The organism is Corallococcus sp. 4LFB (genome assembly GCF_046520365.1).
In the GTDB taxonomy this organism is placed as follows: Bacteria; Myxococcota; Myxococcia; order Myxococcales; family Myxococcaceae; genus Corallococcus; species Corallococcus caeni.
On record NZ_JBKGHJ010000588.1, the window covers coordinates 1 to 4,642 of the forward strand.

Sequence of the window (4,642 nt, forward strand, 5' to 3'; positions counted from 1 at the left end):
CCGGAGGCGCGGACGCGAACGCTCCGGGGAATCCCGCGAACGCGCGCCGCGACAGGCGGACCGCGTCCACTGGCCGCGAGGCTCGCGGAGCTGCGCGTTCCCGCCACCGCGCTGACGGACTCGCAGCGCGCCTGGGTGCGCGGCGCGGCCAGGGACCTGCTCGCGCACCGGGGCCAGGGCCGGGTGACGGTGGGCGCGCGGCAGCCGCCGCTGGTGCATGAGCTGGCGTTCGCGGTGGACGAGGCGCTGGGCAACACGCCCCGGCTGCTGGAGCCCGTCGCGCTTCCAGAAGGCGGCCCGGAGGCGCTGACCTCACTCATGGGAGAGCTGTTCGATGGGAGGGTGGACACGCTGATCATCACGGCGTGGAACCCGGTCTGGACGGCGGCGTGGGACTCGGGCTTCACGCAGAACCTGGAGCGCGTCCCCTTCCGCCTGTACCACGGCCTCCACGAGGACGAGACGGCGGCCCGCTGCCCCCACTTCGTCCCCGCGACCCACCCCTTCGAGTCCTGGCGCGACGGCCGCGCGCCGGATGGCACCGCGTCGATTTCACAGCCGCTCATCGCGCCCCTGTTCCCCGGCGCGGTCTCCGAGGTGGAGCTCCTGGCCGTCTTCGCGGGACTGGAGTCGAAGAGCCCGTACGCGCTGCTCAAGTCCCTGTGGCAGGAGCGCTCGGGCTCACCGCCGGACTTCGAGGCGCGCTGGGAGGCGTGGCTCGCGGAGGGCGTCATCCCCGGCACGCAGGCTCCCCCCGCGCGGGCCGTGCTGGACGCCGCCGCGGTGCTGGAGGACGCGCTGGAGGTCGCGGGGCTGGGGCCCTTGCGCATCGTCCAGGACGCACCGGACCCGCGGGCGATGGCGCGGGCAAGCCACCTGGAGGAGAAGCCCGAGGGCCTGGAGCTGTCGCTGGTGCTGGACTCGCGGCTGTACGACGGCCGCTTCGCGGGCAACGCCTGGCTCCAGGAGCTGCCCGACCCGGTGACGAAGCTCACCTGGGGCAACGCCGCCCTGCTCTCGCCAGCCACCGCGCGCGCCCTGTCGCTGGAGAAGGGAGACGTGGCGCGGCTGGAGGTGCTGGGGCAGGCGGTGGAGGTGCCCGTCCTGGTCCTGCCCGGCCAGCCGGACGACACGGTGACGCTGGCGCTGGGCCACGGCCGCGAGCGCGTGGGCCCGGTGGGGCAGGGCGTGGGCGTCAATGCGTACACGCTGTGGTCCCGGTCCATGCCCTGGGGCGCGGCCACCGTGAGCGTCACCCGCACGGGCCGGCACCACGCGCTGGCGCTCACGCAGGAGCACTGGAGCATGGAGGGGCGCCAGCTGGCGCTCCAGTTCCCGCATGAGGCCTTCCGCGCGAAGCCCCAGGCGCTCCAGCCGCTCCAGGAGTCCGACGCGCTGCTCTACCCGCCCTCCGCGCTGCTGACGAGCGACCGCCACCAGTGGGCCATGGCCATCGACCTGCACCGCTGCACGGGATGCAGCGCGTGCATGGTGGCCTGCCAGGCGGAGAACAACGTGCCGGTGGTGGGGTACGACGGCGTGCTCAAGAGCCGGGAGATGCACTGGCTGCGCATCGACCGGTACTTCCTGGGCGACCCGGACGACCCGGGCTTCATCACCCAGCCCGTGGCGTGCGTGCACTGCGAGGCCGCGCCCTGCGAATACGTATGCCCGGTGAACGCCACCGTCCACTCGGACGAGGGCCTGAACCAGATGGTCTACAACCGCTGCATCGGGACGCGGTACTGCTCCAACAACTGCCCCTACAAGGTCCGCCGCTTCAACTACCTGGAGTACCAGCAGCGAGACCCCCTCGCGCGCCTGCGCCAGAACCCGGACGTCACGGTGCGCTCGCGCGGGGTGATGGAGAAGTGCACGTACTGCGTGCAGCGCATCGAGCGGGCCCGCGCCGTCGCGCGCTCCGCCCACCGGGAACTGCGTGAAGGGGAGGTCCGCACCGCCTGCCAGCAGGCCTGCCCCACGGAGGCCATCACCTTCGGGGACCTGCGCGCGCCGGAGTCGGCGGTGCGCCGCGCGCACGAGGACCCCCGGCACTACAGGCTGCTCAACTCCCTGGGCACCCGGCCGCGCACGGTGCACCTGGTGCGCCTGAAGAACCCGGCGCCGAAGGGAGGCGCATGAGCACGGTCGACCCGCAGGTGCCCGCGCCCGGGGATCCGCTCACCGAGCACCCGCTGTTGGAAGGGCGCCACTCCGACCGCGCCTACAGCGAGTCGCTGCTGGCCTTCGTGCACCGCCCCGCGGGCCGGACCTGGTGGGTGATGCTGGGCCTGGGGCTGGCCGGGACCGCGCTGCTGACGTGGGCGATAGGCGTCACCCTCTTCGTGGGCGTGGGGACGTGGGGCAACAACATCCCGGTGGCGTGGGCGTTCGGCATCACGAACTTCGTGTGGTGGATCGGCATTGGCCACGCGGGGACGCTCATCAGCGCCATCCTGCTGCTGTTCCAGGAGAAGTGGCGCGGCTCCATCAACCGCTTCGCGGAGGCGATGACGCTCTTCGCGGTGATGTGCGCGGGGCTCTTCCCGCTGCTGCACCTGGGGCGGCCGTGGAAGTTCTACTGGCTGGTGCCGTACCCCAGCAGCCTGCGGGCGTGGCCGCAGTTCCGCTCGCCGCTGACGTGGGACATCGCGGCGGTGGGGACGTACCTCACGGTGTCGCTGCTGTTCTGGTTCGTGGGGCTGATTCCGGACCTGGCCACGGCGCGCGACACGGCCAGGACGCCCCGCGCGCGCTTCTGGTACGGGGTGGCGAGCCTGGGGTGGCGGGGCTCGGCGCGGCACTGGCGGCAGTGGCGCACGGGCTACCTGCTGCTGGCGGGGCTGGCCACGCCGCTGGTGGTGAGCGTGCACACCATCGTGTCCTTCGACTTCGCGGTGGCGCAGCTGCCGGGCTGGCACACGACCATTTTCCCGCCCTACTTCGTCGCGGGCGCGGTGTTCAGCGGCTTCGCGCTGGTGCTCACGCTGCTCATCCCCGCGCGCAAGGCGCTGGGCCTCGAGCACGTGGTGACGCCGCTGCACCTGGACAACATGGCGAAGGTGCTGCTCGCGACGGGGTGGATGGTGACGTACGGCTACGTCCAGGAGCACTTCTTCGCCTGGTTCAGCGCCAACCCCTTCGAGATGCACGCCACGGAGGCCGAGCTCTTCGGGCCGTACGCGCCGCTGTTCTGGCTGCAGATCTTCTGCAACGTGGGGGTGCCGCAGCTGTTCTGGTTCTCCCGGCTGCGCACGAACGTGGTGGTGCTGTGGGTGGCGTCGCTGCTCATCAACGTGGGGATGTGGACGGAGCGCTTCCTCATCGTGGTGGCGCCCTTGAGCATGGACTTCCTGCCGTCCTCCTGGGCGGCGTACCGGCCCACCTGGGTGGACTGGAGCCTGCTGGGCGGCACGGTGGCGTTCTTCGGCACGGCGTTCCTGCTGTTCCTGAAGTACGTGCCGGCCGTGTCCGTGAGCGAGGTGAAGGAGCTGCAGCGCGAGGTGGACGCGTCGCTCCAGTTCCGGCGCGAGCAGGGCACCCGGCCCGGCGGTGCGCCATGAGCCGCCACTGGGTGCTGGGGGAGTTCGCGTCCAGCGACGCGCTGGTGGCCGCGCTGAAGGCCCTGCGGGCGAAAGGCTTCGAGCAGCTGGACGCGCACACGCCGTTCCCGGTGGAGGAGACGTTCGAAGCGCTGGGGCTGAAGCGTTCGAGGTTGCCGCTGCTGACGCTGGGCGCGGGGCTGGGGGGCGCGGTGTTCGCGTACGTGACGCAGTGGTTCGCCAACGCGGTGGACTATCCGCTGGACGTGGGCGGCCGGCCGCTGCACAGCGCGCCCACGAACCTGCCCATCACGTTCGAGCTGGCCGTGCTGAGCGCGTCGCTGATGGTCTTCGGCGCGCTGATGGTGCTCTTCGGCTTCCCGCACGTGACGCACCCGGTGTTCGACGTGGAGGCCTTCCGCAGCGCGTCCGTGGACGGCTTCTGGGCGAGCGTCGCGGTGGACGGCGAGGACGCGCCGAAGGTGGAGGCCGCGCTGCACGAGCTGGGCGCGCGGCAGGTGTCGGTGGTGGCGGAGGGCGCGCGATGAAGCGCTGGGCGCTCCTGGCGCTGCTGGGCGGGGTGTCCGCGTGCGACGACACGGACCCCATGGCGTCGCAGCCGCGCGCGGAGGCGTTCGAGGCGAGCGCGTTCTTCGCGGACGGCCGCGCCATGCGGCCCTGGTGCCGGGGACCGTGGCGCAGGAGTGGCGCAGGCCGGAGGACCCGGCCTCGCGCCAGGGGCTGACGGCGGAGGGGCGATGGCTCCAGGCCGTGCCGGTGCCGCTCACCCGGGCGCTGCTGGAGGAGGGACACACGGCCTATGAGACCTGGTGCGCGGTGTGCCACGGGCTGACGGGAAATGGGGACGCCATCGTGGCCAGGAAGATGCCGCAGCGCCGGCCGCCCGGGCTGTTCGTGCCGCACGACCACGCGGACCAGGTGGTCTACGGCGTCGCGGAGGACGAAGCCCCGTACTCGGGGACGCAGGCCGTGACCGCGAGGGTGGGGCCGGACGCGTTCCCGCTGCCCAGGAGGGTGGACGCCGTGGGCGCCGTGAGGGACACGGCCGACGCGGGGCGGCCCGGAGCGCCGGGCCCCGG

Annotated in this window: 4 protein-coding genes and 1 pseudogene; all 5 read left to right on the forward strand. The window is 72.6% G+C overall.

Annotated elements, in window-relative coordinates; genetic code table 11:
• A partial coding sequence (locus ACLEQD_RS37450; protein WP_410390661.1) for a 4Fe-4S dicluster domain-containing protein occupies nt 1-2,142 on the forward strand: 2,142 nt, incomplete at its 5' end.
• Nucleotides 2,139-3,563, forward strand: a complete 1,425-nt coding sequence (gene nrfD, locus ACLEQD_RS37455) for an NrfD/PsrC family molybdoenzyme membrane anchor subunit (RefSeq protein WP_410390662.1) — start codon at nt 2,139-2,141, stop codon at nt 3,561-3,563. The genes ACLEQD_RS37450 and nrfD, both read left to right, overlap by 4 nt.
• On the forward strand, nt 3,560-4,090 hold the full coding sequence (locus tag ACLEQD_RS37460; protein WP_410390663.1) for a DUF3341 domain-containing protein: 531 nt from the start codon (nt 3,560-3,562) through the stop codon (nt 4,088-4,090). Before nrfD ends, ACLEQD_RS37460 begins: the two co-directional genes overlap by 4 nt.
• Nucleotides 4,087-4,287 (forward strand): hypothetical protein, encoded by a 201-nt coding sequence (locus ACLEQD_RS37465; RefSeq protein WP_410390664.1) that lies wholly within the window; start codon nt 4,087-4,089, stop codon nt 4,285-4,287. The genes ACLEQD_RS37460 and ACLEQD_RS37465 overlap by 4 nt, the downstream gene beginning before the upstream one ends.
• Nucleotides 4,236-4,642: pseudogene (locus tag ACLEQD_RS37470) on the forward strand (hypothetical protein); the annotation flags it as partial. The gene ACLEQD_RS37465 and the pseudogene ACLEQD_RS37470, both read left to right, overlap by 52 nt.